At 69.9% G+C, this 12,796-nt stretch carries 10 protein-coding genes, 1 tRNA gene and 1 pseudogene; 6 read left to right on the top strand and 6 right to left on the bottom strand.

The window, feature by feature from the left end:
• The first annotated feature begins 234 nt into the window (after positions 1–234).
• A complete protein-coding gene (locus SROS_RS44485; protein WP_245564802.1) occupies positions 235–1,080 on the top strand; it encodes a PSP1 domain-containing protein in 846 nt (281 codons plus the stop codon).
• 102 nt (positions 1,081–1,182) lie between these two features.
• On the opposite strand, the gene SROS_RS44480 is transcribed toward SROS_RS44485, so the two are convergent.
• Positions 1,183–2,070, bottom strand: a complete 888-nt coding sequence (locus tag SROS_RS44480) for an alpha/beta fold hydrolase (protein ID WP_245564514.1) — start codon at positions 2,068–2,070, stop codon at positions 1,183–1,185.
• Between the two features lie 149 nt (positions 2,071–2,219).
• Between SROS_RS44480 and SROS_RS44475 the strand changes: the two genes are divergently transcribed.
• From SROS_RS44475 to SROS_RS44465, 3 genes are all read left to right on the top strand, one after another.
• Positions 2,220–3,071, top strand: coding sequence for an alpha/beta fold hydrolase (locus SROS_RS44475; RefSeq protein ID WP_012895556.1), 852 nt, complete (start codon positions 2,220–2,222; stop codon positions 3,069–3,071).
• A 301-nt stretch (positions 3,072–3,372) separates the two neighbouring features.
• Positions 3,373–4,830, top strand: coding sequence for an alpha/beta hydrolase (locus SROS_RS44470; protein WP_012895555.1), 1,458 nt, complete (start codon positions 3,373–3,375; stop codon positions 4,828–4,830).
• A gap of 67 nt (positions 4,831–4,897) precedes the next feature.
• Positions 4,898–4,971 (top strand) — tRNA-Thr (locus SROS_RS44465).
• A gap of 144 nt (positions 4,972–5,115) precedes the next feature.
• Here SROS_RS44465 and SROS_RS44460 read toward each other — a convergent pair.
• The gene (locus tag SROS_RS44460; protein ID WP_043654241.1) at positions 5,116–5,796 is read right to left on the bottom strand and encodes a hypothetical protein; all 681 of its coding nucleotides are present in this window, start codon (positions 5,794–5,796) and stop codon (positions 5,116–5,118) included.
• 120 nt (positions 5,797–5,916) lie between these two features.
• On the opposite strand from SROS_RS44460, the pseudogene SROS_RS48460 reads away from it, so the two are divergent.
• Positions 5,917–6,240: pseudogene (locus SROS_RS48460) on the top strand (IS30 family transposase); the annotation flags it as partial.
• Positions 6,241–6,449: 209 nt separating this feature from the next.
• Here the strand turns inward: SROS_RS48460 and SROS_RS44455 are convergent.
• Positions 6,450–7,268: a sugar nucleotide-binding protein gene (locus SROS_RS44455; protein WP_012895553.1), complete on the bottom strand. Its 819-nt coding sequence runs from the start codon at positions 7,266–7,268 to the stop codon at positions 6,450–6,452.
• A 272-nt stretch (positions 7,269–7,540) separates the two neighbouring features.
• On the opposite strand from SROS_RS44455, the gene SROS_RS44450 reads away from it, so the two are divergent.
• Positions 7,541–9,298, top strand: coding sequence for an IS1182 family transposase (locus SROS_RS44450; RefSeq protein ID WP_012890197.1), 1,758 nt, complete (start codon positions 7,541–7,543; stop codon positions 9,296–9,298).
• A 305-nt stretch (positions 9,299–9,603) separates the two neighbouring features.
• Here the strand turns inward: SROS_RS44450 and SROS_RS44445 are convergent, their stop codons facing one another.
• From SROS_RS44445 to SROS_RS44435, 3 genes are all read right to left on the bottom strand, one after another.
• Entirely contained in the window at positions 9,604–10,368 is a 765-nt protein-coding gene (locus tag SROS_RS44445) for a maleylpyruvate isomerase family mycothiol-dependent enzyme (protein WP_012895551.1), read from the bottom strand.
• Positions 10,369–10,378: 10 nt separating this feature from the next.
• Positions 10,379–10,564, bottom strand: a complete 186-nt coding sequence (locus SROS_RS44440; RefSeq protein ID WP_012895550.1) for a hypothetical protein — start codon at positions 10,562–10,564, stop codon at positions 10,379–10,381.
• A gap of 269 nt (positions 10,565–10,833) precedes the next feature.
• A complete protein-coding gene (locus SROS_RS44435; protein WP_012895549.1) occupies positions 10,834–12,741 on the bottom strand; it encodes a serine hydrolase domain-containing protein in 1,908 nt (635 codons plus the stop codon).
• Positions 12,742–12,796: the final 55 nt, after the last annotated feature.

Below are 12,796 nucleotides of genomic sequence, written 5' to 3'. Positions count from 1 at the left end.
GCCGGCTTCCGTATCTGGCGCCGGAGCATCTGGTGCCGGAGTGCCTGGGGCGGGAGCCCACGCCCCAGGCCTCCGCATCGGAGCGCCGGCGCGGGAGCCCGTGTCCGGCTTCCGCGCGGGGAACAGGGCCGCTGCTCTGATGCGGGAACCCACGGGAACGCCTGCGACGCGTAGTGTGGCTCCGTGGGCGCTTAGCCGTACCCCCAGCAGCTTTGGAGCCACATGAGCATGATCATGGCCGTGAGCTTCACCCGTTACGGCCGGCTGTACTACCTCGATCCGGGCGAGCACAGTCCCAAGGTCGGCGACAGGGTGCTCGTGCCCACCGACGCCGGGCCGGAGGTGGCCGAGTGCGTGTGGGCGCCGCAGTGGACGAGCGAGGAGGTCGGCGGCCTGCCGCTGTGCGCGGGCATCGCGGATGAGGAGCACCTGGCCCGCGACGAGGGCAACAAGCGGCGGCGCGCGGAGGCCCGCAGCGTCTCCAAGCGCCTGATCAAGCGGCACGAGCTGCCCATGAAGGTCGTCGGCGTCGACTACCTCGACTCCGACAACGTCTACACCGTCTACTTCTCGGCCCCTCACCGCGTCGACTTCCGCGCCCTCGTCCGCGACCTGGCCCGCAACCTGCGCGCCCGGGTGGAGCTGCGCCAGATCGGCCCCCGCGACGAGGCCCGCCTGCAGGGCGGCATCGGCCCCTGCGGCCGTGACCTGTGCTGCGCCACCTTCCTCAAGGACTTCGAGCCGGTCTCCGTGCGCATGGCCAAGGATCAGGACCTGCCGGTCAACCCGCTGCGCATCGCGGGGGCGTGCGGGCGGCTGATGTGCTGCCTCAAATACGAGCACCCGCTCTACGTCAACGCGAACAGCAAGATGCCCCGCGTCGGCCTCAAGGTCGACACCCCCGAGGGCCCGGGGACCGTCGTAGGGCGCAACGTCCCCTCGGACTCGGTGACGGTCCGGCTGGACGAGGGCGGGCGGCGCTGCGCCTGCCCCTCCGCTTCGGTCTGCTCCCCGCGCAAGCAGCACGACACGATGTACGGCGAGGCGCCGACGGCCGCCGACGCCTCCCCGGAGGAGTAGGCGGCGCAGCCGGCGGGCGCGATCCCGGTCCCGGTCGTACGGCTCAGCATGGCTCAGCCGATGGGTATCGGTTGAGCCGTCTGAGCCGTGTGCGTACGCGGCTCAGAGGGCGGATGCCGTTCCGGCCGTGTGCCGCAGCAGCGTACGCAGGATCTCCTCCGCATGGGTCCACAGCAGCGCGCCGCCGGCGTCGGGCACGAGATGGCGGCGCGCGGACGGGATGCGGCCGGCCAGGGTGGCGCCGTGATCGGGGGAGTGGACCGTGCTGGTGTCCTGCCGGCCGTACCAGAGGTCGACCGGCACGGTGATGCCCGCGGGGTCGAACGGCCAGCGTCCCATGGCCAGAACGGTGTCCCGGGCGTATCCGGCCGGGCCCTGGGAGAACGCCTCGTCCATGGCGCGGCGGAAGGCCCGTTCGAACGAGGGCTGCAGGTAGACCTCGCGGTCGAGGTCGGGGCTCCCGGCGATGATCATTTCCCAGAGCGCATCGGGGCTGCCGAATCCGGCGAAGGACGCCTCGGCGCGGGCCGGGTCGGCCGCCACGGAGTCGACCAGGAAGCGCACCTCCGGCTCCAGGGCGTCGGCGAACTCCGGCGCGGCCAGCTCGTCCCCGCCGGAGACGATCGCCGCTCCTATCGCGACGCCGGCCGCCGCGCAGGCGAGGGCGTAGGGCGCTCCCTGGGAGAACCCGACGACCGTCAGGCCCTCCAACCCGCGCGCCGCGGTGAGGTGGCGGACGTCATCCGCCCAGCCGTCCAGTGTCCGGCCGGGCGCGGGGCCGGAGGCTCCCAGCCCCGGGCGGTCCACCGACACGAGACGGACTCCGAGAGCGTCGACGACGTCCGTGCCGAACCCCAGCCACCGGCTCGTGGCCGCACCGGGGCACAGCAGCACCGGGCTGCCGTCCTGTGGCCCCCACTCCGCCCAGCCCAGCAGCCGGCCGTCGGGAAGCCTGCTCTCTCCGAGCCGGACCGGGTCTTCGACACTCATCTGCATGACCGGAATTGTCGCTGGCGGGCGCGGGGAACGCACGCCGTTTTCCGCCCATGGCGGACGGACCTGGCGGTTCGCGAGATGGATCGTGAAGTATCTCCGCGTCAGGACCGGGTGCGGGAGCGGGCGGACATGGGGGCACGGGCATGGCGATGATCCGGATCGGTGGCACGGAGTTCGGCTTTGACGAGGCCGGTAGCGGGCCGGCGGTCGTGCTGGTGCACGCCGGCTGCGCGGACAGGCGGATGTGGGATCACCAGTTCCGGACGCTGTCCGAGAGGTATCGGGTGATCCGCTATGACTGGCGCGGGTACGGCGAATCCGGTGACGCGACCGGCGAGTTCGCCCACCACGAGGACCTGCTGGCGTTGCTGGACGCCTTCGGGGTGGACCGTGCCGTCCTGGTGGGCAGCTCGGACGGCGGCAAGATCTCGCTGGACGCCGCGCTCACCGCGCCCGAGCGGGTCACCGCGCTCACCCTGGTCGCCCCCGGGCTCTCCGGGTACGAATGGCCGCCGTCGATGCCGGCGCGGTACCGGGAGCGGGTGCACGGCGTGATCGGGGTCGACCGGCTCCGGAGCTATCGCGCCGGCGAGGTGGAGACCGTCGACGCGGCGGAGCTGGAGGCGTACTCCGAGGCCGAGACGGAGTTCCTGGTGGCCGGGCCCGGCCGTACCCGCGACGACCTCGCTCCCCAGGTGTGGGAGCTGGCGCTGAAGATGGACCGCCTGCTGAACGAGCGGTCGTGGACCGGGCCGCACGGCAGCGAGCGTGACCTGTGGCCGCCGGCGAAGGGGCGGCTCGCCGAGATCGAGGTGCCGACCCTGGTGGTCACCGGGACGGCCGACGTGCCGGAGATCCTGGAGGTGTCGGACCTGCTGGCGAGGGAGATCAGGAAGGCCCGCCGGGTCGAGTTCCCGGAGACCGGCCACCTGCCGCCGCTGGAGCGTCCGGCGGAGTTCACCGCCGCCCTGCTCGACTTCCTGGCGACCCTTTAGCGGTTCCCCGGGTGATTGTTGGCGGTTCCCCAGGTCAGAAGTCTCCCTGGTTGGGAGGTGGCCTCGGAGTGGGAGGTCGCGTGGTCCCGGAGGGCCCTCGGCGCTTCTCGGAGAGCTCCCGGCGCATCCCCGGACATCTCTCCGCCCAGGGCCGTCATGCCTGCGGCCGGGCGGGTGGGGTGGCGGATCGATCGACCAGTCCGCCGTGGATCAGTGGATTCGTCCTCGGTGAGGATTTCGGGGAGGCGGGCGTAGGATTCCCACGGAATACGATCTGCCGCCGCCCCCCGAAAGGCACAGCGTGAGATTCCGCCGTACGGTCGCCGCCCTCGTGGCGCTGGTTCTCTCCGCGACGGCCTGCACCGGTGTCGACCGGGCGGGCACCGCGCTCGACTGGACGAGCTGCGGTGACGGGTTCGAATGCGCCAAGCTGGGCGTTCCGCTCGACCACGACAGGCCCGACGGCGAGCGGATCCAGATCAGCGTGATCCGGCTCCCCGCCTCGGGAGAGCGGATCGGCTCCATCCTCGTCAACCCCGGCGGCCCCGGCGGCTCCGGGATCGGATACGCGCGCAGCGCGCGTTCGGTGCTGAGTGAGGCCGTGCGGGCCCGGTTCGACGTGGTGGGATTCGACCCGCGCGGGGTCGGCGAGTCCTCACCCGTCCGGTGCCTGTCGTCGAGCGAGCTGGACGCCTATCTCAGCCTCGACGGCTCCCCCGACTCGCCCGCCGAGGTCGCCGCGCTGGAGGAGGGCTCGCGGCGGTTCGCCGCCGGATGCCAGTCCCGCTCGGGCAAGCTGCTGCCACACGTCGGCACGGCCGACGCGGCACGGGACATGGACCTGCTCCGCGCGGCCCTCGGGGACAAGGGGCTCACCTACCTCGGCAAGTCGTACGGCACGCAGCTCGGCGCGGTCTACGCCGACCTCTTCCCCGGCCGCGTCCGCGCCCTCGTCCTGGACGGCGCGGTGGACTCCTCGCTCGCCCCGCTGGAGCTGAACGCCACCCAGGCCCGCGGCTTCGAGGTCGCTCTCGACGCCTTCCTCGAAGACTGCTTCACCGCCGCGGACTGTCCCTTCGAAGGCCCGGTGAAACCGGCCCGTGAGGAGCTCGGGGCCCTGCTCCGCAGGACGGACCAGGAGCCCCTGGCCAACAAGAGCGGCGACGGCCGCCGGATCAGCGAGGCGTGGACCACCCTTGGCCTGATCACCCCCCTCTACGACCGGCATGCGTGGCCGGTCCTCCGTCAGGCGCTCAACGAGGCGTCGAAGGGGGACGGGACCACGCTCCTGCGCATGGCCGACCTGCTGATCGACCGCCGTGAGGGCGGCACGTACTCCAACCAGACGGAAGCCAACATGGCCGTCAACTGCGTCGACGGTCGCTTCCCCGCCACCTCCGCCGCCCTCGCCGAGGCCGCCCGCGACTCCGCCGGCGACGCGCCGCTGTTCGGCCCCTCTGTCATGTGGTCGTCGCTGCCCTGCGTTTACTGGCCGGCCAAGGCGACGTCCCAGGAGAAGGTCGACGCCCCCGGTGCCGCCCCCATCATGGTCGTCGGCACCGAACGCGACCCGGCCACGCCGTACGAGTGGGCCGAGGCCCTTGCCGACCAGCTCTCCTCCGGGGTGCTGGTCGGCTTCGACGGCGACGGGCACACCGCGTACCTGACCGGCTCGGCATGCGTGGACCGCCTGGTCGACGACTACCTGATCAACCTGGCGGTGCCCAAGGACGGAGTCCACTGCCCCAAGATCGGTTGATTCGGGGGCGCAGAAAGCCCTCGGGAGCCTGTAGACTGCCGTAGGCCGTGCGAAACATGCACGGCACGCCGCCTTAGCTCAGTCGGCCAGAGCACTTCACTCGTAATGAAGGGGTCTGGGGTTCGATTCCCCAAGGCGGCTCCCAGGTCAGAGGCCCTCACCGGTTCCCGGTGGGGGCCTTTTGCTAACACCCGTGCTAACAGGGTCGTGGATCCGATGGCTTCGCCCGCGGCCGGGTGCGTGTTTGGGAATCGATCAGCTTTCGACATCCGAAGACCATGGCGTTCAGAAACACGGGCCGCCCGGAATGGTGCGCCGCTCGCACAGTGAGCACCAAACCTCCCCCGGCTGCAGCAGTTCGGCCACCTCGTTGAGCAACGACTCCTTGATCTGGTTCAGGGTTGTGGCGTCTTGGCTGAAGCAACGGGCCACCCACATGCCATGATCCTTTGTCCACCAGTTGTTGAGGCAGAGGTGCACAGCGGACGCTCCGTCGAGCCACCACAGGTCCGTCGGCCCTGAGGCCTCATCGACCCGGGGCGGAAGGTCCGCGCCTACCAGGGGCGGGATCTTTCCCCGCGGGATGGCCAGCTCCAGCGTCAGATGCGGCCAGCGGTGGACGGTCAGAAGCAGGGCGTGCGCCTCAAGCCGCTGGTCGACACTCCGGTGGAGGATCCTGAGCGGCTTGCCGGCGAGGGTCATCCCGGTACGGCCGTCCAGCAGGACCTCCACGCTATCCGTCCAGTCACCGTCCATGATTCCGAAGAACGCCCATCCCTGAGCCGTCCAGTGGACCCTCGCATCGCCATCCAGCCCGTACTTCATCCCGTTGGGTTTCAAAGCCGGACACCACAGTCCGCCGTACCGCTGCTCGAAGGCAATCATCGCCTCAACGGCTGCAGCGGGAGCCTCGGCCTCGATCCCGGCATGGTCAACGGTGCAGGCGGTCCGTTCGATCCAGTCCACGGGCGTCGGGTCATGCCAGCGTGCGTCCTCGTGAAGGAAGGTGTGGAGACGAGGCGATATCGAGCGGTCAGTTCGTATGTGCACACCTCAACGTAAAGTTTCTGAGCCTGCACCAGGGACGAAGGCCGGGCCGTCCCCGGCCACTGGGAAGGCGACCTGATCATCGGCAGGAACCAGAGGTCCCAGATCGGCACCCTGATGGAGCGTGCATCCCGATACGTCCTGCTTGTTCACCTGCCCCAGGACCGCACCGCGGAGACCGTCCAGAACGCCCTGACCGTCACCATGGCCACTCTGCCCACCGAACTCAAACGCTCCCTCGCCTGGGACCAGGGCGCGGAAACGGCGCTGCACCACCAGTTCACGGTGGCCGCCGACCTGCCCGTCTACTTCTGCGGCCCCCACTCGCCCTGGCAGCGCGGCTCCAACGAAAACACCAGCGGAAGCGGTTGGTCATCGGCCGTTCGAGATCTCCCATACCGGAGGTGCCGACCTCCAGTCCCCAGGTGCGGAGGAAGAAGGAGCCGGAGGAGAAGCACAACCGGCCGTCAGCCCGATGCCAGTGGTCCGAACTGGTGGCCACGACCTGCCGAACTCTTCGGGCAGGATCGAGCGCCCGGTCTCCTCGCGAAGGTCGCGATCATCGGTGAACCTCACCCCAGAAACTGCCGCGCGCCACGCAGCCTGGTCCGGAGCCGCCGCTGAGTCATGCCGCACTCCAAGCGCACATCTATCGGGCCGGGCATGTTGGTGTCTGCTCGCCGGCCTGAGGGCAATCGGTCCGCGTCGAGTCCATCACGTCGGGCGATGAGCAGCCCCAGCTCGTATCGGCTTACCGCGTCGGTCCCAGCGACATGGTGGATGCCGTGATACTCGGATACGGCAAGTTCGAGGAGCGCCGCAGCGAGATCGGCGACATGCACGGGACATCGCACGTCGTCGGTGAACAGCATTCCTCTCGCCCTGCCGGTGGCCAGTGAATGCACCAGCGCCTCGTGCGGAGAATCACCGTCACCAATGATCAGAGATGTCCGGGCTGTCACCGCGGTTGGTGCGATCGCGTTCACTGCTGTCTCGGCAGCGGCTTTAGCCGCACCGTACGGGCTGATCGGGTCAGGGACGCATGTCTCGTCATAGCGGATCGCGGCACCGGAGAAGACCGCGTCGCTGGACACATGGACCAGGCGCCCGCCTGCCGCAGAGGCGGCGAGCGCCACGTTCGCGGCTCCAATCGCCGTGGTCGCCCAATCTGTCTGCCGGAACGCAGCGTTAATGACCACCTCTGGCCGAAATGTGCTGATCAGCGCGTCGACGTCCTCTCGTCGGCGCACATCGAGCGGCAACCATTCAACACTTGCGGTCTTGCCTGATCGGGTCAGGTAGGTCGCAGCCACCTCATGCCGGGCCACCAGACACTGCCGAGCGAGTTCGCCGCCGAGAAAACCACTGCCACCGACGATGAGGAATCTCATGGCCGGTCACCATAGTTGGTCAGTCGCTCTGAAGCCGCCGCGTTCACGTCCCGGGACATGGTGCTCATACTCATCGGCACCTCGAAGCCGGTTGATCATCAATCGGTGTCCGGACCGACACGTACGTGGTGCTGCTTCACGGGTTCCGGCACACATTCCGGATGCTGTTGGTGATCTTCCTTGTGTCTGGTGTTCCCGTTGGCTTCGTGGTTCTCTAAAGGTGACCTCTCCGCACCGCTCTGTAGTCACTGTATGGAGGTGGACGGGTGTCGATGGGCGGGGATACCGGCCGGGTGATCCCGGCGGAGACGGTCCGTGCGGCCTGGGCGGCCAATCCTTCTGGAACTCCGGCGATGTGGATCCGGGACCGGCTCGCGGGAGTGTTCGGCGAGAAGGACTTCGTCGGCTGGTTTCCCGCTGATGGGCGGCGTGGATTGTCGCCGGTGGTGTTGGCGCTGGTCAGCGTGTTGCAGTTCGCGGAGAACCTGACCGATCGGCAGGCGGCGCTGGCGGTGCGATGCCGGATCGACTGGAAGTACTGCCTCGGGCTGGAGCTGACGGATCCGGGGTTCGACCACTCTGTGCTCTCGGAGTTCCGAGATCGGATGGCCCAAGACGATCGGGCGGACCGACTGCTGGCGGTGATGGTGCAACGGCTGGTCGAGGCGGGGCTGGTCAAGCAGCGGGGCCGGGTCCGGACCGATTCCACGCATGTGCTGGCCGCGGTCCGCAAGCTCAACCGCGTCGAGTTGGTCGGGGAGACGCTGCGGGTCGCGCTGGAGGAACTCGCCGCCGCCGATGAACCCTGGCTGGCCGCCCTGATCACCCCGGAGTGGGCCAGCCGCTATGGCCGGCCGGTCCGCTATGACCGGCTGCCGCGCGGCAAGGATGATCTGGCCGCGCACGTGCTGCAGATCGGCCAGGACGGGATGACGGTCCTGGAGGCGGTGCATGCGGCCGGGGCGTCGCGTCGGCTGCGGGATCTGCCGGGGGTGCAGGTACTGCGTCAGGTATGGGTGCAGCAGTACTGGACAGACTCCTACGGTGATCTGGCCTGGCGAGCCGCCAAGTCCAGCCGGGACCGGCAGAGCCGCCACGGCCGGCCGCGTCGGTCATCCGGCGAGGAAAGCGGCCAACAGCCGGACCCGGCACGGGTGCCATGGTCCGGGATCGAGATCGTCAGTCCGCACGATCCCGAAGCCCGGTACTGCCGCAAGGAAGGAAAAACGACCACGAAAGCTGAGTGGGTCGGCTACCGGGATCATCAGAGCGAGACCTGCGACGACAATGTTCCCAACGTGATCGTTCACGTCCTCACCCGCCCGGCGCCGGTCCAGGACATCGATGCCGTGGACGACATCCACGCGGGCCTGGCCGCCAGCGGCTTGACCCCGGCCGAGCATCTCCTCGACAGCGGATACGTCACCCCGGACGTCATCCACCACACCGCCCAGCAGTGGGGCGTCGCTCTGATCGGGCCAGTTCGAGCCGACCCGCGAGGCCGCCACGGGTTCACCAAGGAAGACTTCCACGTCAACTGGGACGATCACACCGTCACCTGCCCGCGCGGGGTGACCAGCCCGCCCTTCAAACCCACCCTCGGCGATGGCAAGCCTCGCCTGTCGGTGCTGTTCCCCCGCGCGGCCTGCCGGGCCTGCCCAGACCGCCAGGCCTGCACCGGTGACGCCAACGGCAAGGGTCGCCACCTCACCCTGCTGCCCGAGCCGCTGCAGCAGATCCAGACCCGCAATCGCGCCGACCAGCACACCGAACCTTGGAAGGCCCGCTACGCCCTGCGCGCCGGCTGCGAGGCCACCGTCTCCGAAACCACCCGCGCCCACGGCCTACGCAATTGCCGCTACAAAGGCCTCGCCAAAACCCACGTCCAGCACGTCCTGACCGCGGCCGGCACCAACGTCATCCGCCTCGCCGACTGCTACACCCCCGGCATCATCCCCGACCGACCGCCACGTCCGATCAGCCCGTTCCAACAACTCTGCCGACGGCTGGCCGCCCAGACCCCAGAATGACATCGAAGATCACCAACAGCATCCATTCCGTGAGACCAGCGGGGCTGGACGATCGACGGGCGCCCGGCTGGGCGATCAACGCAGATCAGGGCGGTTCACTCGCAGGACGGGCGGAGCCCTCCATGAAATGTGTGCCGGAAGGGTGTCACGGCGTCGGGTGGGTGAGCAGGCTGGTGTGAGCTACGAAGGCGTCCAGGAGGCCTGGGCGATACTGCATCCGCTTGAGCCGTGTGCGGATAGGACTGCCGAGTTGGGCAAGGGGCAGGCGGCCGGATCGCTCGGCACGCTGTGTCGGCTGACCGGCCTCACTGTGTCGCGGTGACGATGCAGCGGCGCAGCTCCTCGACCGCCTCAGGGACGCCCTCGACCGTCACGCCGCTCGGCTCGCCGGCACCCTCCCGGTTCCACACCCAGCGCAGCACGGCTGTCGGCGGGCCGCTCACGGTCACGTCGGCCGCGTCGTCGCCGGCGCCGTCTTCGACGGCGAACAGCCCCGGGCCGGTCCGCACCCGCCACGCCGCGCCGTCGGTCCGCACCGTGTACGTCCGGCCCGGCGAGCCGGCCAGGATGTCGGTGAAGTAGTCGCCCCACTCGGCGACGCTGTATGCCACGAAGACCTTGAGCAGCTCGTCGATGCCGTCGATGGCGAGGTCCGCCGGGACCGGCGTGACCGGCTGCCCGGTGCCGAGCTCGGCGTCGATGCGGTGGATGACCGTCTCCTGCGCCATCCGCCGGATCCAGAAGCCGACGGTCTGATCCGGGGTGTACCAGGAGCCGGCCGGATCCCCCGGCTTGCGGGCGCCGAACTCGTCGAGCAGTTCGGCGTACGCCCGGTCGAGCAGCGCGAACGGCTCCTCGTCCGCGAGCTCCCTCGGCGGCCACGGGTCGGGCTCGGCGCCCTCGCGCATGGCCAGAGTCTTGTGCAGGTACACCTCGCCGATGTGACGGGTCAGGTCGGCTACGGTCCAGCCGGGACAGCTCGGCACCGCCGCGGTGGGGTCGGTCGGCACGACGGCCCGCAGGCGGCCGAAGTCGGCTGCGAGGCAGTCGAAGAATCGGGGGTATTCCATACCGCACAGTTCAGCACACGCTCACGGCTCGGTCGGCCGGCCTGTCCTTACCTACGGACCTAAGGGTGCCGGCCACGACGAAGACGGTGACCATCGCGGCCAGGCCGCCGAACACCGAGGCGAGGGCGACCAGTTTGCTGCCTTCGGCCATCACCGCGGGGTTCTCGGCCTGGCCGCGTTCGTCGCCGGTCAGCACGGAGAGCAGATGACCAGCCGTGATCGGTGACCTTGGTACCGGCCTGCCTGTCGTCGTCGCGGGCCACCGCGGCCGGAAACGACACATCCGCCGCCGTGCCGGTGACACCGGGCACCGATGTGATCTGCCCGGCCAGTGCACATTTCGTGGCCGGCCGTATCGGCGGGGCCGGAACGTTCTTCCCGGTACGGGTGACGCCGGCCGTACCGGGAGGAGCCAGCCGTACCGGGTGACGCCGGCCGTACCGGGAAGAAAGGGCTCCGGCCTGATCAGGCGAGCAGGTTGTAGGAGAGCGCCACCGAGAGGTAGGCGCCTGCGGCCAGCACGATGGCCGTGTGGTGGGTCCTGCCCGCCCAGCCCCACCAGCCCCTGAGCCAGGCGAGCACGGTGACCGCCAGCGAGGCGGTGGTCGCGAGGGCCGCGAGCACCGGCAGCGTCCGGATGGCCGACAGCAGCGGGGAGCCGCCGAGGAAGAAGTCGGCCTGGTTGCCCTCGAAGTTGGCGAACATCGCCGCGAGGGAGGCGGCGGATGCCGTGACGAGCACCGCCGCGGTCCAGCCCGGCAGCCCCGCCAGGCGCGGACCGTGGGCCGGCCGGTGACGCGCCCGCCTGACGACGAGCACGACGGGCCAGGCCAGCGCGGACAGCAGCAGGACGGCCAGGCTCACGCCGAGCACGCCGAGATGCAGGGTGGGCAGCTGGTACCAGGCCAGGCGCTCCAGCGGTCCCGTGGGGTTCTCGGTGGCCAGCAGGCCGTCCTCGGTGAACTGGATCTTCCGGTAGCCGTTCTTCTCCTGGAAGAGTCCCGGCGAGATCTGCACCCACTGCCTGGACTCGGCCGCCCCGAGCGCGACCGCGCCCGTGGTCGTCAGGATGCCGTCCTGGCCCGCGGTCACGGTCACGGCGCTCATGAGCGCGCTGAGCTTGCCGAGGTCGGCGGTGTCCGCCGCCTGGGCGGACCGGTAGGTACCGGCGAACCTGGCGACGTCGGGCAACGTGCCCGACGCGCCGGCAGCGGGCGGGGAGGAGGGGGCGAACCTGTCGGCGAAGGCGTTCACGAGATCCCACGCGGAGTCGGGGCCGCCCTTCCCGCTGCCGTTGTAGGAGGCGTAGAGGCCGAGGCCGCGCTCGGGGATCAGCGCCATGATCGCGAAGTAGCCGGGGATGTTGCCCCGGTGCACGACGAGGCGCAGGCCGTTCCTGGTGTACTCCTGGAAGCCGTATCCCATGCCTGAGGTGCCCTCGGCGTTGGCGAACCTGCGCCCCTGCATCAGATGGACGCTCTCCGGCTTCAGGATCGGGCTGCCGCCGTTCAGCTGGGCCCGCATGAAGGCGGCCATGTCGGTCGCGCTGGAGCGGAAACCGGCGCCGTGCGGCGGCATGTGCCCGTACTTCGCCCCCTCGGCCCGGACCTGGCGGCCGTTCAGCAGCCGGTAACCGGTGGCCAGAGCCCTGGCGACGGGCTCGGGTCCGGGCTGGGCCATGGTCGTGTGCGTCATGCCGAGAGGCCGCAGGATGTTCTCCTGCACGTAACTGTGGAAGGGCAGGCCGGACCGTAGCTCGACCAGGTAGCCGGCCAGGCCCATGCCGTAGTTGGAGTACACGGCCCGCTCGCCGGGCGGGCGGATCCTGCTCGGCTGGTGGTCGGCCAGATGGGCGCCCAGCCTGTGCACCTGCTGCGGGCTCGCCGCCCCCGTGCCGTAGTCGCCGGCGGCGAAGCCGGCCGTGTGGGTCAGCAGGTGGGCCATGGTGACGGGTTTGCCCGGATAGGCATTGTCAATCTTGAAGTCGGTGAGATAGCCGTTCACGTCGGCGTCGAGGTCGATGCGGCCCTTCTCGACCAGCTGCATCACGGCGGTCGCGGTGATCAGCTTGGCGACCGACGCGGGGGCGAAGACGGTCTGCTCGGCGTCCACGGGGCGCCCGGTGTCCACATCGGCCACGCCGTACCCCTGGGCGAAGACCTGGCGACCGCCGGAGACCACGGCGATCGCGGCGCCGGGGATCTGGTGCTTCTCCAGCTGCGCGGGCACGAAGGCGTCGGCGAAGGCCCGCGCCTCCCGGGCGGGATCGGCTGTGGACGCGGCGGCGGGGGTGCCCACCGTGAGACAGGCCGCGGCGACGGTGAGCGAGCCGACCAGGGCGCGCCAGCGTGATGGTTTGCGTTGGAGCAGCATGAGCTGCTCTCCTTTCTCTGGAAGCACGTACGCGTCAAAGGCACGCCGTTCAGGC

Source organism: Streptosporangium roseum DSM 43021, from assembly GCF_000024865.1.
In the GTDB taxonomy this organism is placed as follows: Bacteria; Actinomycetota; Actinomycetes; order Streptosporangiales; family Streptosporangiaceae; genus Streptosporangium; species Streptosporangium roseum.
The sequence above is the reverse complement of the archived record's forward strand: the minus strand, read 5'-3'. Positions and strand labels throughout refer to the sequence as shown.